The sequence below is a fragment of the Citrobacter sp. LUTT5 genome (assembly GCF_009905315.1).
In the GTDB taxonomy this organism is placed as follows: Bacteria; Pseudomonadota; Gammaproteobacteria; order Enterobacterales; family Enterobacteriaceae; genus Citrobacter; species Citrobacter freundii.
Genome location: NZ_CP047606.1, coordinates 3,551,027 through 3,570,358 on the forward strand (window position 1 = coordinate 3,551,027; position 19,332 = coordinate 3,570,358).

At 50.9% G+C, this 19,332-nt stretch carries 16 protein-coding genes and 1 tRNA gene; 6 read left to right on the top strand and 11 right to left on the bottom strand.

The window, feature by feature from the left end; translation table 11 throughout:
* Positions 1 to 426 precede the first annotated feature (426 nt).
* The 3 genes from torD to torC are packed head-to-tail and all read right to left on the bottom strand — an operon-like array spanning position 427 to position 4,746.
* A complete protein-coding gene (gene torD, locus GUC46_RS17155) occupies positions 427 to 1,041 on the bottom strand; it encodes a molecular chaperone TorD (protein ID WP_032936924.1) in 615 nt (204 codons plus the stop codon).
* Positions 1,038 to 3,578 carry a trimethylamine-N-oxide reductase TorA gene (torA, locus tag GUC46_RS17160; RefSeq protein WP_048216727.1) on the bottom strand — a complete coding sequence of 847 codons (2,541 nt, stop codon included), beginning with the start codon at positions 3,576 to 3,578 and terminating at the stop codon, positions 1,038 to 1,040. Before torA ends, torD begins: the two co-directional genes overlap by 4 nt.
* A complete protein-coding gene (torC, locus tag GUC46_RS17165) occupies positions 3,568 to 4,746 on the bottom strand; it encodes a pentaheme c-type cytochrome TorC (RefSeq protein ID WP_003021915.1) in 1,179 nt (392 codons plus the stop codon). Before torC ends, torA begins: the two co-directional genes overlap by 11 nt.
* A gap of 131 nt (positions 4,747 to 4,877) precedes the next feature.
* On the opposite strand from torC, the gene torR reads away from it, so the two are divergent.
* Complete coding sequence (gene torR, locus GUC46_RS17170) at positions 4,878 to 5,570, top strand: two-component system response regulator TorR (RefSeq protein WP_003021912.1); 693 nt, start codon at positions 4,878 to 4,880, stop codon at positions 5,568 to 5,570.
* Here torR and torT read toward each other — a convergent pair.
* Positions 5,543 to 6,574: a TMAO reductase system periplasmic protein TorT gene (gene torT, locus GUC46_RS17175; RefSeq protein WP_130714908.1), complete on the bottom strand. Its 1,032-nt coding sequence runs from the start codon at positions 6,572 to 6,574 to the stop codon at positions 5,543 to 5,545. The two genes, torR and torT, sit on opposite strands and share 28 nt — an antisense overlap.
* A gap of 82 nt (positions 6,575 to 6,656) precedes the next feature.
* Between torT and torS the strand changes: the two genes are divergently transcribed.
* A complete protein-coding gene (torS, locus tag GUC46_RS17180; RefSeq protein WP_160180544.1) occupies positions 6,657 to 9,422 on the top strand; it encodes a TMAO reductase system sensor histidine kinase/response regulator TorS in 2,766 nt (921 codons plus the stop codon).
* Between the two features lie 37 nt (positions 9,423 to 9,459).
* Here the strand turns inward: torS and GUC46_RS17185 are convergent.
* Positions 9,460 to 9,536, bottom strand: a tRNA-Arg gene (locus tag GUC46_RS17185).
* Between the two features lie 253 nt (positions 9,537 to 9,789).
* Here GUC46_RS17185 and fimW point away from each other — a divergent pair.
* The 4 genes from fimW to fimZ all read left to right on the top strand — a co-directional run bounded on the left by fimW (position 9,790) and on the right by fimZ (position 12,711).
* Positions 9,790 to 10,383, top strand: coding sequence for a fimbria biosynthesis transcriptional regulator FimW (gene fimW / locus GUC46_RS17190; protein ID WP_016149736.1), 594 nt, complete (start codon positions 9,790 to 9,792; stop codon positions 10,381 to 10,383).
* Positions 10,384 to 10,614: 231 nt separating this feature from the next.
* Positions 10,615 to 10,818, top strand: a complete 204-nt coding sequence (locus GUC46_RS17195) for a hypothetical protein (protein ID WP_127785952.1) — start codon at positions 10,615 to 10,617, stop codon at positions 10,816 to 10,818.
* Complete coding sequence (locus tag GUC46_RS17200) at positions 10,769 to 11,491, top strand: fimbriae Y protein (protein ID WP_088902634.1); 723 nt, start codon at positions 10,769 to 10,771, stop codon at positions 11,489 to 11,491. Before GUC46_RS17195 ends, GUC46_RS17200 begins: the two co-directional genes overlap by 50 nt.
* 587 nt (positions 11,492 to 12,078) lie before the next feature.
* Entirely contained in the window at positions 12,079 to 12,711 is a 633-nt protein-coding gene (gene fimZ / locus GUC46_RS17205) for a fimbria biosynthesis transcriptional regulator FimZ (RefSeq protein ID WP_003021902.1), read from the top strand.
* A 49-nt stretch (positions 12,712 to 12,760) separates the two neighbouring features.
* Here fimZ and sfmF read toward each other — a convergent pair whose 3' ends face one another.
* The 6 genes from sfmF to fimA form a co-directional block, all read right to left on the bottom strand.
* Positions 12,761 to 13,255 carry a fimbria assembly protein gene (gene sfmF, locus GUC46_RS17210; protein WP_086503791.1) on the bottom strand — a complete coding sequence of 165 codons (495 nt, stop codon included), beginning with the start codon at positions 13,253 to 13,255 and terminating at the stop codon, positions 12,761 to 12,763.
* A gap of 34 nt (positions 13,256 to 13,289) precedes the next feature.
* A complete protein-coding gene (gene fimH / locus GUC46_RS17215; RefSeq protein WP_160180546.1) occupies positions 13,290 to 14,297 on the bottom strand; it encodes a type 1 fimbria D-mannose specific adhesin FimH in 1,008 nt (335 codons plus the stop codon).
* A gap of 4 nt (positions 14,298 to 14,301) precedes the next feature.
* On the bottom strand, positions 14,302 to 16,923 hold the full coding sequence (locus tag GUC46_RS17220) for a fimbrial biogenesis usher protein (protein WP_130714910.1): 2,622 nt from the start codon (positions 16,921 to 16,923) through the stop codon (positions 14,302 to 14,304).
* A 7-nt stretch (positions 16,924 to 16,930) separates the two neighbouring features.
* The gene (fimC, locus tag GUC46_RS17225) at positions 16,931 to 17,623 is read right to left on the bottom strand and encodes a type 1 fimbria chaperone FimC (protein ID WP_003835750.1); all 693 of its coding nucleotides are present in this window, start codon (positions 17,621 to 17,623) and stop codon (positions 16,931 to 16,933) included.
* Between the two features lie 41 nt (positions 17,624 to 17,664).
* Positions 17,665 to 18,198 (bottom strand): type 1 fimbrial protein subunit FimI, encoded by a 534-nt coding sequence (gene fimI, locus GUC46_RS17230; RefSeq protein ID WP_003847496.1) that lies wholly within the window; start codon positions 18,196 to 18,198, stop codon positions 17,665 to 17,667.
* 77 nt (positions 18,199 to 18,275) lie between these two features.
* On the bottom strand, positions 18,276 to 18,830 hold the full coding sequence (gene fimA / locus GUC46_RS17235; protein WP_003835752.1) for a type 1 fimbrial major subunit FimA: 555 nt from the start codon (positions 18,828 to 18,830) through the stop codon (positions 18,276 to 18,278).
* Positions 18,831 to 19,332: the final 502 nt, after the last annotated feature.

Below are 19,332 nucleotides of genomic sequence, written 5' to 3' on the forward strand. Positions count from 1 at the left end.
AAGACCATGGAAATAACTGGGAGTGGAACAACCATAGCGAGGTCATCGCTTCAACGCCCTAATTTCCAGTTAAATCTGTTTTGCAGTTCAGCGATTTTCAAATAAAAGCGCAGGAGGTCAAGTGTGGACTGGTCCGGCTGAAAATTGCCGACGTGTTTCCGTAAGGCCGGGAGAACCCACAGGGATGCGGGTTCAGGGCGCGTTTTACAGGGACGTTGCCTCGCGCCCGGCCCGGTAGCCTGAAGGAATAAGCGGAGGGTATTGCGCAGCAACAATTTTCCCGCCGGGAGCCGGGATTGTTAAGGGTACGGCGATAGTACCCTTAACACGTTCACAGACAGTATCGTTTCAGAGAAGTGAAAAACATAAGGTGAACGTAGCAATACGACGGAGGCAACAGATTCATTACCACCGGATGTGCTGCTCTCAGCGCTGATTATCCAGTCTGACCAAAGCCAGCAACAGCTGACTTAGCGCGCCGTAAAAACCAAAGTCATCATACCGACAGCATTTAGTGGTGAACTCCGGTAACCAGCGTAACAGCCCTGCCAGCGTTTCTCTGCGCAACGCATCAACCTGCTGATGACGCGGTCCTGCCTCTGCCAGGGAAAAATGCAGATGGCTCAGCAGTTCGATAAAAATCGCCAGATGATCGGCTGACTCGCTAAACGTATCGCTTACCTGCATGCCCGCATCAGATAATAGTTGTTTAATGACCCCATAGTTTGGCCCTCCTTCAAGATGAGCCGATGCATAGGGTAACGCCGCGTGTTTATCCGACATCAGGAACAGGCTGCAAAAATCAGCCGCCAGTTCCAGGGTGGCGTCTTCCCGCACCTTGAGCGCGGCAATTTTCGCCTCCAGCAGAAGGACCTGCGCCTCAAGCAGCGGCTCGCCTTTGAGCACCGCGAACCACTCAGCCATTTCGCTGGACTGCAAAAGCCCCAGGCTTTCATCGTCACGCTCCCGGGAAAACAACTGCGCCAGCCAGGCGTACACGCAGGCCATTTGTTCTTTTGTCAGGGAGGTGTCTTTCATCATGACTTCACCTGCTCAGCCGGGACATATTCACACTGCGCCACCATTTTTATCGGGCCACTGAACGCCGTCACGTTATCCACCTTGCCGGTATACTTCTCAATTTCCACCAGCGTAGTATGGGCGCTGGTTGCCTGCGCCAGCTGAGACGTGCCGATATCTATCGTTAACACGTTCGGATTGCCGTATTTACACAGCGCTCCGGTTTCTCCACCGTTATCAGGGTCGTACCAGGCACCTTCATGGATGCGCGCCACGCCCGGCGAGTAGAGATCGGAGACAACCGCCCCGGCCAGCACTTGTCCACGCGCGTTAAATACACGAACTATATCGCCGTTGCGAATGCCCCTGGCGTTGGCATCCTGTGGGTTAATAAACACCGGCTCTTTGCCACCTACCGCGTAATGCTTACGCAACGCTTCGGACTCGCAGAGCTGTGAATGCAGACGGAAATCCGGGTGGACGGATTGCAGATGCAGCGGCCAACGTTGCGACCCTGGCCCACCGTGTGAACGTTCGATTTTCTCGAACCACATCGGATGCCCCTGGCAATCGTCATATTGCATATCGGCAATGGTTTTCGAATATATCTCGATCAAACCGCTTGGCGTCCCCAACGGTTCAAGGTCGGGATCTTCGCGGAAGGCCTGATGACGAACAAACATCTGCGGATGTTCGAATTCAACGTACTCTTGCTGATTCCAGAAAACGTCGAAGGCCGGAAGATGAACACCGCGTCCCTTCCCTTGCTGGCTTCCTTCCTGCCAGATGCGCTTCAACCAGCCCATCTCATCCAGCCCTTCAGTGAACGCTTCTTCACGGTTAAAGCGGCGGCAAAGATCGCGGAAAATATCGAAATCATTACGTGCTTCAAACTGCGGCTGCACCAACTGCTTCATGGCGATAATTCCGCGGTTGGAGTGGTTGCCATATTGGTCAAGATCGTTACGTTCAAACTGGGTCGTCGCCGGCAATACGATGTCGGCGAATCGACAGGTCGACGTCCACTGATTATCGATGGCGATGACGGTTTCCAGCTTACGCCATCCCTCAATAATGCGATTAATCTGCTGGTGACGATGAAAAGGGTTGGTCCCGGCAAAAACACACATCTTCAACGGCGGTAACTTAACGGTTTTGCCGTTCCAGTTAATGTTTTTGCCCGGCTCCAGAATCGCATCGATAAAACGCGCGATCGGAATAGTACTGCTGTAGCCCTTATAATCGGTGCTGTCATGCACAGGAGGCACGGTGGTGGAGCCAGAAAAACCGCTCAGGATAATCCCTTTACGCCCCGGGGTGCCCGCACCGTTGTAATGCCAGCCAAAGCCAAAGCCGCCGCCGGGTAAACCGATTTGTCCGAGCATCGAGGCTAGCACCACGATCATCCACGCCCACTGTTCCCCATGCTGCATACGCTGCACGCACCAGCCGGCAATAATTTGCGTTCTGCCGCCCGCCATCTGCCGCGCCAGTTCACGAATCGTATCTGCATCAATTCCGCAGATTTTTTCCGCCCACTGGGCATCTTTAGGCTGTCCGTCACTTTCGCCCAGCAGATAAGGCAGAAATTGCTCAAACCCAACGCAGTAGTTATCGAGGAAATGCTTATCGTAGAGCTTCTCGGTATACAGCGTGTGTGCCAACGCCAGCTGTAGCGGCACATCAGCCTGCGGGTTCACGGCGATGTGCTTAACCTTGTCGCGGCCCAGATAGTCATGCGTTGAGGTGACGACCGGGTCAACGCTGATGACCGAAATCTCACCCCGCGCCACTTTATCCTTCAGTTGCTCGTAGTATTCGTAGACATCATGATCCGGACACCACCAGTTCGCCTGCTGGTTTTTGATGAGATCAGAACCCCACAGCACAATGGTTTTGCTGTTTTCTAGTACCAGCGGCCAGGAGGTCTGCTGCTCATATACCTCCATTGACCCTACCACGCGCGGCAGAATGACCTGAGCGGCGCCGGTGGAATAGTCTCCCCCGGTACTCACGCTGTTGCCATGCAGCGCAATGGCACGTGCCAGCATCCCGGAAGCATTGTGGAACATCCCGGTCGATTGCCAGCCGCTGGCAGTCAGCAGCGCGCTCGGACCATAGGTCTTCTGAATGCGTTCCAGCTCCTGGTAGAAGAAGTCCAGCGCTTCATCCCACGAAACGCGTACAAAGCGGTTATCTCCGCGCTGAGTGGTATCGCTCTGATGGCGCTTACGCAACCAGTCCACGCGGACCATCGGGTAGCGAATACGCGCTCCACCGTGTACGTGATCCGGGAGTCCAGCGATCATTTTTGACGGGTATTTATCATGCTCAAACGGTTTGGCCTCAATAAAACGACCATCAACCACGGTGGCACGGATAGCCCCCCAGTGAGAACCGGTCAGAATCCCCTCTTTGACGCCAGTGCCCTGGACTTCTGCGGCGTTGGCGCTACGCGGCGTGAGCAGCGAAGGCCCTAACATACCAGCTACGGTCAAGCCCCCCAACTGCATTAGAAAACGTCGGCGAGATGCCTGAAAGAGATCGTTATTTTTCATTGCTTTCTCCCTTATCGCCATGCGGCTTATCCGTAGTGTCAGAGGCATTCATCTGCAAATATTTCAGTAAGGTACGTTCTTCACGTTTATCCAGACTGGTAAAGCCAATCATGCCGTTCAACGTGCCAATCCAACCGTTAGCATCAAAGTGTTCTTTCTCTGGCGCGCCGTGGCATTGGTTACAGGTTCCGTTATAGAGCGAGTCGGCATAAGCCCAGATAGGTTTGATGTCGTTGACCATATCGCCCTTCTGCATCCAGGCGGTGGCCTGCAATTTACTCCATGGCGTATTCGTTTCCGCAACGGTGGTTTGCTCCAGCGTCTTCACGTGCTGCTGGATGTCGCCACGAATGGAAGCCACAAAAATGCGCTTGCCCGGCAGTTGCGCCAACACGCGCTGACGCCCATTACTCTCGGTCCAGCCCACAATTTCAATTTGCAGCCAGTCACCGTCACGCTTTAACACTTTCACTTCAGAAGCGGGCAGCAGTGATCCTGCAGGTTCTTTATCACCTTTGGCGGCATAAATAGGTTTGATGTCCAGAGAGTAGAGCGTCTCGCCATCGTCGTTTGCATTGGCGCGTAACTGGTCAAACTGCTTACGGAAACCGCTACTCATATCGGGAAGCTGATGCGCAATACCTTTATGGCAGTCGATACAGGATTGGTTGTCCTTGGCCGCAATCTTCATCTGGCGCGCAGCTTCAGGATGTTGTTTAGCGTGGTCCATCGCATCATAGTCATGACAAGAACGACAGGTCGCGGAGTTGTTCTCCTTCATTCGCGCCCATTCGCGCTCCGCCAGCTCAGCGCGTTTGGCTTCGAATTTCTCTGGAGTATCAATAGAGTGGGCAACAAAGGTTTGGTAAATATCGTTGCTGGCCTCCAGCTTACGTTTCACCATGCCTGGAATATCGGATGGAATGTGGCAGTCATGACATTCTGCGCGTACCCCGGAGGCATTCTGAAAATGCGCAGACTGTTTATATTCTTCGTAAACCGGCTGCATACTGTGGCAGCTCACGCAAAACTCGGTAGAACTGGTTAATTTAATACCAACGTGCGGCAAGACGATCAGCGCAATACCGACCACAATCCCGATAACGACCAGCGCCAACACTGACCAACGTGCGCTCGGTCTGAGCAGCGCCCTCCATAGTTTCCGCATAATAGCCCCTGTAATCTTATGGTTTAGTTACAGAGGATCTTATTTCTCAAATGTGAACAGCAACACTGGTCAGGATGAATGACTTACGGCACAATGTGAACAGATATGAACAGAAAGAGCACGCCATCAGGATGTCGCATCACATTGTAATTGTTGAAGATGAACCCGTCACCCAGGCGAGGTTACAGGCATACTTTGAACAGGAGGGTTACCACGTCTCGGTCACCGCCAGCGCTACAGGCCTACGTGAAATCATGTCACAACATCCTGTCGATCTTATTCTGTTGGATATCAACCTCCCGGACGAAAATGGCTTAATGCTGACCCGTGCCCTGCGCGAACGCTCAACGGTAGGGATCATTCTGGTGACGGGTCGTAGCGATCAAATTGACCGGATCGTTGGCCTGGAAATGGGCGCTGATGATTATGTCACTAAGCCGCTGGAGCTACGTGAACTGGTGGTTCGGGTTAAAAATTTGCTCTGGCGTATCGATCTTGCCCGCCAGGCGCAGCCGGAGACCAAAGATAACTGCTATCAGTTTGCCGGATACTGTCTGAATGTCTCCCGGCATACCCTGGAGCTGGGCGATGAGACGATCAAACTCACCCGCGCCGAGTATGAAATGCTGGTCGCCTTTGTCACCAATCCGGGGGAAATTCTCAGCCGCGAACGTTTACTGCGTATGCTTTCGGCACGACGGGTAGACAATCCAGACTTACGCACCGTGGATGTATTGATCCGCCGTTTGCGCCATAAGCTACGGGCTGATTTACTGGTGACGCAGCACGGCGAAGGTTATTTTTTAGCGGCCGACGTGTACTGATACAGATAAACCGGACGGAACCCGCCAGGAGAAAGTGAGCGCTGAACATGCTGGCTGTCGGCATTTTTCGGGGTGAGCACCAGGATCGGCGGACTGATATTTTCCCGCACCGGTTGCCCTTGTAATACTCTGATAGCCTGTTGAATCGCCAGTTCACCTTGCCAGACCATTTGATCGCTGGCAGCCATAATGATTCTTTCGCGTTTAAGTCCGCGATAAACCTGATGCGACAGGTAAAAAGAGACAACGGTTAGCGGCGTCCCCTGATTCCGCTTCTCTCCCATCGCTGCCTCCGCAGCAATTGCTGTACCGGCAACCACATCGACATCCGGGTGACGTTCAAGCATCTCTTGTAACAGGTTGCGCTGAACTTCAATATCATTATCCCCCAGCGCCACATCCACGATCTGCACCAGACTACCGGCAATCGCCTGACGGAATCCTGCCACCATTTCGCGGCTGCCTCCGGCGTCATCAGGTCCGGGCAATAATAAGACCTTTAACGGTTTTCCCGCACTCCACTTAACCAGATAGCGGCCTGGCTGGTAACCCATCTGGAACCATGGAACTCCAACCCGTGCTTTCACCGTCGGATCGTGTATCGCATTCACTACCTCAATGACCGGCAACGTACCAACCTGCGCCTGCAAATCCGGAAAAGTCGTTGTGCTGCTGCCCAATAAAATGGCATCCGCGCCCCACTGCTGGCACTGGGCGATTTGTGTTTTTTGCGTGGTGAACTGACGATACCCTCCCGCCTCAAACACCTTCAGGCTTACTCCATATTTTTTTGCCGCCTCAAGCATGCCGTAATTCACTGAAAGCCAGTAAGAATCCTTCAGGCTGGGATACAACGCGCACAGTTTCCAGACTTTGCTTGCAGTAACGTCCGTCAGCGGTACCGAGACTGACTGCCGGGTATCCTGCCAGCGCAGCAGTGCAGACCCGGCCGCGTGACTTAAGCCGGGAAAAAGTGTGATAAGCAGGAAAACCAATACGCGCATGATAGCCTCAACATTGATAAGGCTTTATCCTAGTTGCTTTCCTCTTTTGGACTCAACCTTTTTAATCTGTGGCGACCAGACAGTGAATTTATCTCTGACCAAACGACTGTGGATAGGCTTTGCGCTGATGGCGGCACTGACTCTTATCAGTACGCTGACAGGCTGGTATAACCTGCGTTTTGTCAGCCAGGTTGAGCAGGCCAATACCCAGGCGCTAATTCCAACCATGGATATGGCGCGCCAGCTCAGCGAGGCCAGTGCCTGGGAACTGTTTTCCGCACAAAATCTAACCACCGCAGACAATGAAAATATGTGGCTGGCTCAGGGGAGAATGCTAACCGCCCAGAGTCTGAAAATAACCACATTACTCAAAACTCTTCGTGAACAGGGCTTTGATACCTCGGCCATTGAACAACAGGAAAAAGAGATCGCCCAGTCGTTAAGCCATCAGGGGGAGATGGTTGGCGAACGCCTGAAATTACGCGCTCAACAGCAACAACTTAGCCAGAAAATTATTGAGGCCACCGCTGACGTTGCCGAAATGACGCGCGGCCAGGCCAGCAATGCAGCTACTTCGGCGGGCGCCACGCAGGCAAGCATTTATGATTTAATTGAGAGTCATCAGGGGCAAGCGGCTGAACACGCGTTGGACAGGCTCATCGATATCGATCTGGAATATTATAACCAGATGAATGAGCTGCGCCTGAGCGCGCTACGCGTGCAGCAAATGGTGATGAATCTGGGGAATAACCAGGCGCAGAATAACCTGGCTGCGCTGGAAAGCCAGTTGAATGCCGCCGTCAGAGTGCTTCACCGCCGACAAATACGTATTGAAGATCCAGTGGTGCGCACTCAGGTGGCCGACACCGTCAATACGATTAGCCGTTATATTGAGCTGCTGTCCCTGTATCGCCAGGATAATGACATCACGACCCAATTGCAGATCTTATCGCAGAATAATATCGAACAATTTACCCGTTTCAGTAGCGAAGTCAGTCAGTTGGTGGAAATCATCGGCCAACGCAATCAAAGCGGACTAGCGCATCTCAAACAGGCCAGCCAGCGCGGGCAAAACTTGCTGCTGCTGTTAGGTGGCGTGTCATTATGTTTGCTGATTCTTATACTTTGGCGTGTGGTTTATCGCTCAGTCACACGCCCACTGGCACAGCAAACCCAGGCGTTGCAGCGTCTACTTGAGGGGGATATTGACTCCCCCTTTCCGGAAACCGCAGGCGTTCGCGAGCTGGATACCATCGGGCGGTTGATGGATGCCTTTCGCAGTAGCGTTCACGCCCTCAATAACCATCGCAAACATCTGGCCGCACAGGTTAAAGCTCGCACCGCCGAGCTGCATTCTATGGTATCTGAACACCGGCAGGCCCGTGCAGAAGCTGAAAAAGCTAACCAGGCAAAATCGGCGTTTCTTGCCGCCATGAGTCATGAAATACGCACTCCGTTGTATGGTATCCTCGGCACTGCGCAGTTGCTCTCAGACAATCCCGCCCTGGCACAGCATCGGGAAAATCTACGCGCAATCACCGACTCGGGCGAGTCTCTACTGACCATCCTCAACGATATCCTCGACTATTCCGCCATCGAAGCCGGTGGAAAGAATGTGGCGATAGGCGATGAGCCTTTTGAACCCAAACCCTTGCTGGAAAGTACGCTTCAACTCATGAACAGCCGCGTTAGCGGTCGCCCGGTCGTGCTGGTTGCGGATTTTGCCGATGACGTTCCCGCTTCCCTGCGTGGCGATCCGCGCCGTATCCGGCAAATCATTACTAACTTATTAAACAACGCACTACGCTTTACCGATCGAGGACACATTATCCTGCGTAGTCGGCGTGAAGATCAGTACTGGTATGTTGAGGTTGAGGATACGGGATGCGGAATTGACCCTGCCCGTCAGCACGATATTTTTCAGCCGTTCGTTCAGGTAAGCGGTAAACGTGGAGGAACCGGGCTCGGACTCACCATCAGCGCCAGTCTCGCCAAGGCAATGCAGGGAGAACTAAGCGTTACCAGCACACCCGGCGTCGGGAGTTGTTTCCAGCTGCGTCTGCCATTGCGGGCAACCACGATGCCCGTCATTAAACCCGCACAACGCTCCATATCGTTACAGGGCTTACGCTTATTGCTTATCGAGGATAATCCTCTTACGCAGCGCATCAGCACAGAAATGCTCACTCTCAATGGCGCACAGGTCACCGCTGTCGACTGTGCCGAGGAGGCGTTAAGCCTGTTGCGGGAAGATGCCAGCTTTAATGCTGCTCTGGTTGATTTCGATCTTCCTGATATCGACGGGATCACGCTGGCGCAGCAGTTAGCCCACGACTATCCGGCACTTAACCTGATCGGCTTTAGCGCACACGTCATCGACGAAACGCTAAACCAAAGAACCAGCACCCTGTTTCTCGGCATTATTCAAAAACCGGTTCCCCGGGATGAACTCAGTCGACTTATTACGCATTATCTGCACGCCAACGAGTCTCTCCCGCTTGCATCAGACAATGACAACAAACGGTTAGATTTTCAGCAATTGGCTGGGGATATCCAGGTCATGGGATGGCAAAAGGTGCACGAATGGTTAGCGCTCTTTAAGCAACACACCCTTCCTTTATTAGATGAAATTGACACGGCGCGAGATTTAAATGAGCGCGAGCAGATAAAACGTCTGGCGCATCAGCTCAAAAGCAGCTGCGCCAGCATGGGAATGCGCTCAGCCAGCACGATGTGTGCAGCACTTGAACAGCAGCCGTTGGGTGATTTTTCACTCAGAGAGGAGATCCAACAAAGTCTTTATGAGGTAGAACATTGGCTGGAAGCAGAAAAACCGTCCCGCGCGTAACGGTGCGTTGAAGCTGAGCATAGGGACTAACTTTGAATGGTACGCCCTGTAGGATTCGAACCTACGACCTACGGCTTAGAAGGCCGTTGCTCTATCCAACTGAGCTAAGGGCGCATTGCGAAGTGATTACTTCATGCAGATGAAACGCGTGAATTATACGGTCAGCGCCTGCTGAGTCAATGCCTTTTATTTCAGTTGCTGGCGAAGTGTACGAATGTTGATTTTTTCTGCTTGTTCAAGGGTATCCAGGAAATCACCTGGTAACAACTCAGCCCACGAAACGCCAGATTTAAGGATACATGTATTTAGAATATTTATGATTTTGCTTAACATTCCCTTACCCCTCCAGTGGTTCAGGAACTCTTTAATGTTAAGTATCGCCATCAAGGAAGAAAACAGTCACTTCGAACATGGACTGAAAATCATCATCTCCCATCTGGCAAATCAGTGGCATCAGGAGATCTGCTTTTTACCTGTCGAGAATATCGATCGCGCTGACATCGCGTTTATCTCCCTGGATGAAGATTGGCTCAGCGCCGATTGCTATCAGATTCCGATCCATACCCGCCGCCAACACCGGGTTGTCATCTGCAACAGAAATGATAAAGATAAGCTGATGTTCCGGCCCTGCCTGTACATGTTGCCGCTGATCTATCGAGAAGATGACGTTGAGGAAATGACTAAAAAATTAGTCCCCATCCTGCAAAAACGTGCGCTGCGCAGCAACGTGCCTGCAACTATCTGCCATTACTGCACTACCCGCAACTTTTCTGTCGACGAACGTAAGTTCTTAATGTTTCTCGCCAGCGGATATACCTTAGCCGAAACGGCTCACTTACTCTCAATAAGCGATCTTCAGGCCAAAGCGACCCGCCGCGGCATAATGAAAAAGCTGCATGTGAAAAACGATCAGCAATTCTTAAGATACATCCGCGCCCATCTGAATTTTCTACAAAATTAGACGGGGTATCTCTGCCTAATTTTTATTGAGAAATATCTCATCCTCGATTAAGTATCGACTCCTACTGTACCTATCCTCTGCCTGCCAGAATAATCCAGCCATACTATTTCCGGGGTAACAGAAAGACACACCCGGTAATATTTTATCTAATATCAGAGAGAGGTTGAACTGGATAAAACGATCTTTTGGGCATTGAGTAAGACATCAGAAAACTTCCGGCAGATTATTCTGATGGGATACGCAATTGCCAGTCTGATGATTGTTGAAGTACTGAAACCCAACGGCACAAGGACATTGACCTTTACGCTGGCAAAAATTTGGGTCAGGGATGTTTATAGTCAGCAATTTATCCAGACCTGCCGCAACAGAAATGGAATGGAAAAGGATGCACAGCGCAAAACGCCGGGACCGCTATCGCCGCATACGAAACACTAACTGTACCTGGCAATATCCCCACTGTACCTCACAAGTATTTGACAGGCTCGAGTATCTGGCGCAAAAACTCGAATACACATTACCGGACGACACTATATCTCAGGCGATAATTACAACAGACTACTACCTGGCCTATGCGTTAAGTCGACATTTATTCTCAGGCACACGTACGGCGGTCTTCCAGAGCGTTGAGTCGGCCTTACCCAGCATGCAGGAACCAGTAATTAGCCAGTTAGTGATTGACATAGAAAGCTTAACACACCCCTATTTCGATATACTTGAACGTTTGCGCCAGCTAATTAAGCAGCGTAATGACATCCAGATCTTCATAATGCTTTCCAGTCGTGATGAAGACCTGACTACCTTTATTTCACTATCCGGGCCATTTTATATCTTATCACGTAATTTACGCCTTCCTGAGGTGCGTCACGCCTTATTATCGCCGGTTCCTGACTATATTCATTCCAGACGCATAAATCAGCTCGATTGGGAGATGATTGCCTTACTTTTACAAGGTAACTCCTTAAAAAAGATTGCATTGTTACAAACACAACCCTACCACCGTATCATCTATCGCCTGAACCAATTGATTACGCGCCTGGGGTTACCCAGCAGACAACGCTTTTTGCATCTGATACACCGCCTCAACGTTACCTCTCTTCATTTAATTTAACACCATAACCCTATGTACGATAAGATTTTTTAGGAAACTACTTATTTTTGAATAAGAAAAAAGATCTAATTTTTACAAATATTTAATATTTACAACTATTCCTGGTATTATGACTGGTGCCACTGTCACACTTAACCTTACTGATTCTGTGCATTTCAATATAAAAAAGCCTAATTGCAGTCTTAACAAAACCTAAACAATTGGTTTATTGTATCGTTTTTACTATTTAAAAAAAATTTTCAATCTGCCATAATTCGAACTGCAGATAAATAATACCAATAGTCATTAACACATCTGGGTCTTTCAGAATATCCTAACTGACATTAACAACCGGGATGTTGTAAGTCTTTTCCGAAAGAACAGAGCAGGTATAATCCCCACAGTTTCCTGATTAATTGTTAGTTTTCCCGGTGTGAAATGGATTTTCCACAAATTCATTGTTCTGCAGAAGAACAACCGAATAAACAAGGATGAAATAATATTTATTCGGTTTTCCCGCAGAACAATTCTTGGCTATTTGACAATATTATAACGCCTGATGTTTTATCAAATTCGCAAGATACGCAAACAGTTTGAGGCATACAACAATGAAACCAGCATCCGTTATCATTATGGACGAACACCCTATTGTCAGAATGTCGATAGAAGTACTACTCGAGAAAAACAGTAATATTCAGGTAGTATTGAAAACCGACGACAGCCGTACGGCAATAGAACACCTGCGCACATACCCGGTCGATCTTGTCATCCTGGATATTGAACTACCTGGTTCGGATGGATTTACATTACTCAAGAGAATAAAGTCTCTGCAGGAGAAAACTCGGGTGCTGTTTCTCTCTTCCAAATCGGAGTCTTTTTATGCCGGGCGTGCTATCCGGGCCGGTGCAAATGGTTTTGTCAGTAAACGAAAGGATCTCAATGATATCTACAATGCAGTAAAAATGATTTTATCGGGATATTCTTTTTTCCCGTCGGACACCCTTAATTTCATTAACAATATAAACGCACAAAAAGGTGTGCTGAATGACATGCCGCTCTCTAACCGCGAGGTTACGGTTTTGCGTTATCTGGCAAACGGTCTGTCCAATAAGGAAATTGCTGAACAGTTGTTACTCAGCAATAAAACGATTAGCGCTCACAAGGCGAATATCTACTCCAAGCTCGGGTTGCACACCATCGTTGAGCTGATCGATTATGCAAAAATGCATGAGTTAATGTAATAACACTCCCGGCGAGATGTCGTTCGGGAGCGTTTTGTCAGCTTATTGATTAGTTATAGTTAATCATAAACGTGGCATCAGCCCTGGCGACGCCAGGCTGAACTCCATCGGCTAACGCGATATAGTTGGCGAAAAAGGTCAGCGTGGCATTGCCGTTCTCATCAATCCCCACGGCCTGGCTCGCCTGTTCGAGCGGTAATCGCGTACGATCGCTGTCGTGCAGTTCAATCGCCACCTTTTGCGCCATGACCGCATCATCAAGCGCCAACAGCGTCGTGCCCGGAGCCGGAGTACCGGAAAACGTTATCGATGCGGATCCCGGTGGGCAACCTTCAAGCTTCAGCGTAAACGCGACCGGTTGAGTGGTATCTCCGCTGGTCTGAAGCTGCTTTGTCGGCCAGGTCCCCAACTCCACCGACTTATTGCTGTCGCTGGCAATCACCGCACAGGTAAAGTCCACCACGTTGCCACGCAGCTCAATATTGATTTCCCCCAGCGACGAGGCGGCATGGCCCAACGAACTGAATGTTAGCAGGGACACCATCGCCAGAAGCGCCCCTGCGAATGGCGTTTGCTTGTTAGTCATAATCCACTCGCAGATAGCCACGAGCCGTAAAAGGCCCTTCGGTAGGTTTATTCCCCGTCACGCTGACCGGCCATGCCCGAATACCGACCCTGGCTGCGGCGTTATCATCCAATTGAAATGGGATATTGCTGGACAAATTGTTAGGCGTCAGCGGGTTACCACTGCTATCGGCGACGATAAAACCTAAATCCGGGTTGTCAGAAACCATCATTTGTCCGGTGGCTTTCTCAGCCTCTACACGCATGGTCAAGTAGGCCTGTGCGGCGACGTTGGTGCATTTTATCGCCACGGTTTTGGTCTGCGAATTAATGCCTTCGGGCCGGTTTCCTGCCCCCGCCTTGCTAAACAACGATGCGCCAATATCGCCAAAATCAAACTCAACAATCTGCCCGGCGTTCACTTCACAGTTTTGTGGAACCTCCACCTTACCGCTGTAGCTGATGGTGTACACCGGCGTGCTTAGCGCATCTCCGGTACTGGTCGTGACATAGACGCTGAACATCGTCTGACGCGGAATCGGAACCATGTTAATAAACGAGCGGATCACTTTGAGTTTAAACACCAGCTTTGAATCCATTACGCCAAAAGGCTGCTGCTTAGGTACGTTGGGGTGAGTCCCCATACGGATATAGCTACGCGGAGGATAAAACAACCCGGCATAGCTGTCGGTGATGCTCATGGCTCCCAGCAGGTAGTCATTGAGCTTCAGATACTGAAAACCGCCCTCGGTACTTTGCACCGGAAGTTCAGTGACATAGCTTCGGTAGGTGTAATTCACCGACGTTCCGGCCGGACAGGTGGCATTCACGCCAATCCAGCCCGATTTTTCCGGTAACGTTACCACCTGTCCCGGCTGGTTGTTGCTGCTGTTAAAGACATTCGACAAATCGTAAAAAACATCCGTTGGCGTGCCATTCGAGTTATGGCAGACCGTCGCCCATGACGAATGGGCCATCAGCAGTAAAGCGCTTCCCAGTAACAAACCCGTTTGTCTTTTCATCGTATTATTCCTGTCGTGCCGTTGGAGATTCGCACGTCACGTTCGTGAGCGTCACCGCCTGTTTCAGACTCTCCTCAGGCAAGGCATAGCGCGCCACGCAGCGAGCGTTTGCGCCTTCCCCCCATTGGATCAGCAACTCGCCTTTTAGCGGCAGACCACTGAGATAAATTTGCCCGTCTTCGCCCACCATACTGGTCACGCCACTGGTGTTTTCCCGCACAATAGAGCCAAACGGCACGGGTTTACCGGCATGTTTGGCGGTAATCAGCGCCCGCACACCGATTCGTGTATCAAACGCCGCTCGCACCAGCGCCCCTTGCGTTGGCACTACGCTGCTGACGTTATTTTCCACATCGGTATTGTTGTTCATGGAATTGGTGTCTAACGCGACACGGTTATAGCGATAGACGGTGGCATACGGCATCACCGCGTATCCACGCCAGTCGGTTTGAACGCCGGTCTGGTTTTCTATCCGCACACCCTGTGCGCCAGGCGCTTTAATCAGCACGTTGGTATCACCCAGAGGCTGACTGAGCGTAATGCCATCCGCATGCCCCACCACGCCGCCAGAGAGTTGCCAGTTGTAGTCATGCTGATCGCGATCGTAGTTGTATCCCACGCCCAGCGTGCCATAGGCCGCCTGCCAGTTGGCACTGGCGTTTCCGCTGTAGCCATTGGTGCTGCTGTGCCCCTGATTCACGCTGTAGCTCAGGTTGCGTCCATCCAGCAACGTACCGCCGATCCCGCTCTGCCAACTGTTTTGTCCATTGCTATTACGGTTAGCATTAAAGGTGGCGTAGGTGCGATCGAAGGCGCTATCTCGCGAGTAGCGCCGTCCGCTCAGCAGGCTGAACGGTATTGACATATTGAACGCGACAATACGGTCGGTGTCGGAGATGCCAACCGATTCATTCCACGACCAGGAGAGTGAATAGCTAATACCTTGCCAGCCGCTGGCATAGCCCAGTTGATACCAGGTATTGGTGTCTGAGGTATTCCAGTACGTTTGCTGACTACCCGAGACATACAGCGATCCGTAATCCCCCAGATTCTGCGAAATGTTTATCTGGAAACGGCCCTTTTTGCTGTAGCTCAGGTTGTGGTAACTCTTCACATCGGGCACATCGTGGCGATTGCCCTCGCTGTCGTATTCGTACTCATAGCCTTCCATACTGCGATACGCCACATCGTCGAGGGTATAGAAACCACGCGTAGAGTAGCGATATCCCAACAACTGAAAGTTGGTGCCAAAATTGTTCAGCGATTTCGCATATAGAAAACGCAATGACTGCCCCTGGTGTGTACTGTCATCCGCCAGTTGGCTGCGGGCATGGGTCAGATCGACAGAAACCGCCCCCCAGTCCCCCAGGTTTCGGCCGGTGCCTAAAACCACCGCCGTGTAGCGTGAGGCCAACTGCGTACCGCCGTAAGCGGTGTAGCCTTCTGGTAACCCAGCAATTAATGTTCCCTGGAAAAAGAATGGAGAAGATTGTTGGCTATTGCCGCTGCGAAAATCCCCTGCGACCACGTCATATTTGAAACGCCCTTCTCGTTGTAACAAGGGAACCGTGGAGTACGGCACCGTATAGCGCTGTTGGCTGCCGTCCTTTTCGTCCACCGTCACCTCAAGGTCACCGCTGGATGACGTCGGGTTGAGATCGGTTATCGAGAAAGCGCCCGGTGAAACATAGCTTTGATAAATCACATAGCCATTCTGACGAATGGTTAGCTTTGCCGCTGTTCGCGCAATACCGCGAACGGTAGGCGCGTAACCCTGTAAGCTGTCGGGATACATACTGTCTGAGGAATAGAGCCGCGCCCCGCGAAATCCGACGCTGTCAAAAACGTCGTTGCCGGTGTTGCTGTCACCCATCACCAGCTCGCCCTTCAGCGGGATAATCGCGCGCTGAAGCCATGTGCCGATGTTTTTCCAGCTTTGTGAGTGATATCCGTCACCTTTGGAATAGCTCCATGCGCCGTTATTTCTCAAGCGCCAGGGGCCATAGTTCAGGCCACTGAGCATACTTAAGAAATAGCTGTCCGTATCACTCCCGCGACTGCCGGTGAAACTGTAGTTAACCAGCGCAGCCGGGATGCCTTCATCCCACTCTTCCGGTGGAATATAGCCACGCGCGCTGTTTAACATCGACGCCTGCGGCAGGCTGACGTTTAGTCGCAGGGTAGAAAAATCAAACGCAATCTCGCTGCCTGGAATCACCTCAGGTAGATTGATGCAGGTATCGTTCGCATCCTTACTGAGTGCCGGAAACGCGGCGATATTGACGCCAAGGCGCTTCACCCAGTCGAGCCCAAAGCACGGCATCAGCCCACCGGACTTCTCCCCGGATTTTCCCGCGCTGGTCGTAAAACGAATATCCTGAGTAGCCACAAACTCATCGTTGCGCCAGATATCCACGCGATAAACACCTTCAGGCTGGTGATTACCTTTTTCAAAACGTGATAAATCCGCCACGGTTGCCGTATCCGCAGATAAAAAGGCCGGATTAAAATAGCTTTCACCATGGCTTAAAGAGGGAAAGAGCGCCGCCAGCGTGGACAACGCCACCCCCGCCAGCGGTGGCGTAACCCCCGGAAACAGGCCAGGAAAATACGTTGTCTTATTCATCGTTATCTCAACGCACGCTAACCGTTTGGGCCGGGGTCACAGCGCCATAATCATTGACCGTCTGGAACGTAACGTTGCCCTGCACGCCTGTTGGCAACAGAACCTGCGCATCACTTTTCGGTGCAACCATCACGTTATCGACCTTCGTTTTCCCCACGTTGAGATTGACCAACGTGACGTAATACGCTGACGGATTGTTAATTTTCAGGTGGTTGCCTGAACGGGAAAACGTCAGCATCCCCGGGGCATCTTCCGGGATTTGCGGCAAATTATTCGGACGGACGAAAAGCTTGATGCGGGACAGAATCGCCAGTTGCAGAACGTTTTTGCCCTCAAGGCTGTTTTTATTGACTGACGGAATGGCTTTTACGTTCATCCAGAACAGCGACTCACGATCTTTGGGCAACGGAACACCTGCATAGATAATACGCAACGTGTTTTCGCTTTTGGGCTCGCTGACAAACAACGGAGGTGTAACCACAAACGATTTTTCTTTAACACCTGCGCTATTCTCAATCCATGAATTGACCAGGTAACGTTCTTTGGTATCACTATTGCTAATAGACAGTGACGTTTGTTTGGCATCGGCTGGATAAATAACACGGGTAGCGCCTAATGCAATGCCTCCGGCAGCCTGAACACTGGCAACAGGAAATAAGAACAGTAAAAGGATAAAACCTGATTTTAGATAATTAAACATAGCTACAAATACCTTTGGTGTGATTATCGTTGGGAAATAAATCAGGGATAAACCAACGTAAACCACACGTCTGAACGAAGCGTTCCCGGCGTTATATTTTCCGAGACAGCCCGATAACGAGCAGTGAAATGAAACGTCATCTCTTGCGTTATAATCGGCGCATAATGAAGCGGCAGCGCGTTCGGAATAATTTGCCGTTGGCGCTGGTCAAATAACGCCAGGCCGATCCCCGAAGCCGCAGACGCATCTCCACTGGCAAGGAAAACCTGCGGATCTTCCGCTGGCGTCACGCCAGCAAACGCAATCCCAACGTGGTCATAAACATCGGAGCTGCATGACGTTAAGCGCAGTGAAAACGGCACGCTGGTAGAGGCAAAGCTCCCCGTCCCGGAGAAAGCATTAGTGCGATACTGCCCCATTTGCACCCGCAAATTTTGGCTGTCAGTAGCGACCGTGCAGGCACCATTGACGAGCTGCCCCCGTAAGTGAAGGCGGCCACTTTCCAGTATTACCGTATGTGCAAACACAGGCAGTACGCACAGCATTCCCGCCAGCGCCACGCCTTTCCCTATCATCTGCCGCATCCTTCATCATCCCCGGAAATTGCCTCATCCAGTGAGGCGAACGTCATCCTTGCGCAAATCAAAACGGCTTATTCGTACTTCATGATGAACGTCGCGTCGGCATTTGCCTGACCCGGCGTAGCGCTGGTGGCAGTGGCTTTGTAACGTGCAGAGAAACGCAGGGTGTTGGTCCCTTCTACCAGAGCCTGAGCGGTAGAGAAGGTGGCACCATCTGGCTTCAGCGCGGTGGACGTGTTGTCCAGAATTTCAATCCCGACACCGCTGGCAGTGGTACCGTTATCTGCAGAAGTGACAGCCAGCAGGTTGTTGTTGGTAATATCGGATTGACCAGAGAAAGCCACAGCTGCGGTTGCGGCAACTTTCGGGTCACAGTCGTTCAGCACGATGGAGAACGGAATTTGTGCCGTTGTATCACCTACTGCGGCAAAACTGGCAGTACGATACTGGCCTAAGGTAACAACCTGATCGGATGACTGAGTACTGACTGCACAGGCTGCATTGACCAGTTCACCTTCAAAATGCACAGTACCGCCGCTCACGCTTACCGGATCGGCTGCAACCGCAGCACCTGCGACTAACATCAGGCTGGCAATAACAGAAGAGGTCATTAATTTACGTTTCATGGATTTCCCTTGAATTACACACATCCGGCTCCAGCATCCTGCGGGATCCGTTTTCATTATCGACATTAAATGTCAGGCTAATTATCTCTGCATCCTGTAAAGATATATATCGCAAGAGAATTAGCTAACCTTTTACCCCGACTCTCCTGAGTATTTGATTTACTAATTATCCTTCGCGAATATGACTATTCGTCACAGCGATAAATTAAACATTTCAATTAATGAAAAATACCTGCAAATCCTTTTAATAGCCCTGGCTAATTCTTAATGGGATCTAAGAAAAGTCTTGGTTAATATTACCTAAATGCCGCCGTAATAGTACGTAACAGTCTGGTTTATGAAGCATTACCCATAAAGAACCCAGGGTGATGAGATGTTTCATTCACGTTAATTTTAATTAGCATGCTTACTATTTATTCGTAAGGCTTCAGCCTTTGTGCTGACACCATTTGCAGCCCGTGATGGCCCTGGCGCACATAAAAACGCAAACGAAAACTGACAG

Excerpts from the sequence above, each read along its gene's own strand:
- torD (WP_032936924.1), bottom strand. The coding sequence starts at position 1,041 with ATGATGAAAGACACCTCCCTGACAAAAGAACAAATGGCCTGCGTGTAC.
- torA (WP_048216727.1), bottom strand. The coding sequence starts at position 3,578 with ATGAAAAATAACGATCTCTTTCAGGCATCTCGCCGACGTTTTCTAATG.
- torC (WP_003021915.1), bottom strand. The coding sequence starts at position 4,746 with ATGCGGAAACTATGGAGGGCGCTGCTCAGACCGAGCGCACGTTGGTCA.
- torR (WP_003021912.1), top strand. The coding sequence starts at position 4,878 with ATGTCGCATCACATTGTAATTGTTGAAGATGAACCCGTCACCCAGGCG.
- torT (WP_130714908.1), bottom strand. The coding sequence starts at position 6,574 with ATGCGCGTATTGGTTTTCCTGCTTATCACACTTTTTCCCGGCTTAAGT.
- fimW (WP_016149736.1), top strand. The coding sequence starts at position 9,790 with ATGTTAAGTATCGCCATCAAGGAAGAAAACAGTCACTTCGAACATGGA.
- GUC46_RS17195 (WP_127785952.1), top strand. The coding sequence starts at position 10,615 with ATGGGATACGCAATTGCCAGTCTGATGATTGTTGAAGTACTGAAACCC.
- GUC46_RS17200 (WP_088902634.1), top strand. The coding sequence starts at position 10,769 with ATGCACAGCGCAAAACGCCGGGACCGCTATCGCCGCATACGAAACACT.
- fimZ (WP_003021902.1), top strand. The coding sequence starts at position 12,079 with ATGAAACCAGCATCCGTTATCATTATGGACGAACACCCTATTGTCAGA.
- sfmF (WP_086503791.1), bottom strand. The coding sequence starts at position 13,255 with ATGGTGTCCCTGCTAACATTCAGTTCGTTGGGCCATGCCGCCTCGTCG.
- fimH (WP_160180546.1), bottom strand. The coding sequence starts at position 14,297 with ATGAAAAGACAAACGGGTTTGTTACTGGGAAGCGCTTTACTGCTGATG.
- GUC46_RS17220 (WP_130714910.1), bottom strand. The coding sequence starts at position 16,923 with ATGAATAAGACAACGTATTTTCCTGGCCTGTTTCCGGGGGTTACGCCA.
- fimC (WP_003835750.1), bottom strand. The coding sequence starts at position 17,623 with ATGTTTAATTATCTAAAATCAGGTTTTATCCTTTTACTGTTCTTATTT.
- fimI (WP_003847496.1), bottom strand. The coding sequence starts at position 18,198 with ATGATAGGGAAAGGCGTGGCGCTGGCGGGAATGCTGTGCGTACTGCCT.
- fimA (WP_003835752.1), bottom strand. The coding sequence starts at position 18,830 with ATGAAACGTAAATTAATGACCTCTTCTGTTATTGCCAGCCTGATGTTA.